1 rRNA gene is annotated in these 478 nt (G+C 50.6%); it reads left to right on the forward strand.

Features of this window, described 5'->3' with window-relative positions:
* Positions 1-96, forward strand: a 5S ribosomal RNA gene (gene rrf / locus ACYVGZ_RS09260); the annotation flags it as partial.
* Between the last annotated feature and the right edge of the window lie 382 nt (positions 97-478).

The following is a 478-nucleotide window of genomic DNA, read 5'->3' on the forward strand; positions in this document are numbered from 1 at the left end:
TTGAACCACCTGATCCCATCCCGAACTCAGAAGTGAAAAGCGCCATCGCCGATGGTAGTGTGGGAGATCCCATGTGAGAGTAGGTCGTCGTCAAGCTTTAATATAAGAGAAACCCCATACGACAAATGTCGTGTGGGTTTTTTTCGTTTACATCATCAAAAAACCGACGTTGGGCGTATAGGTTGTGGTTATCCATTAACTTGCGCCTGTCTCGTACCTCGACGCGTCTGCGTAAATGCATAACCGCAACCTATTATATTTTTTCACATCCCCAATCGTAGGGCGCCGTTAGGCCGAAGGCCGTAATGCGCCGTGGGTGCGAAGCATCCATGATTGAACCAAATTGCGTGGCGTAACACGAGGGCTACGCCCTCGGTGTCAGATTCGCTTCGCGAACCGTGACCTACAAATTGCCCAAAATCCATGGAGATCATTTGCCGCCAATCGTAGGGCGCTGTTAGGCCGAAGGCCGTAATGC

The sequence above is a fragment of the Marinomonas epiphytica genome, from assembly GCF_054780655.1.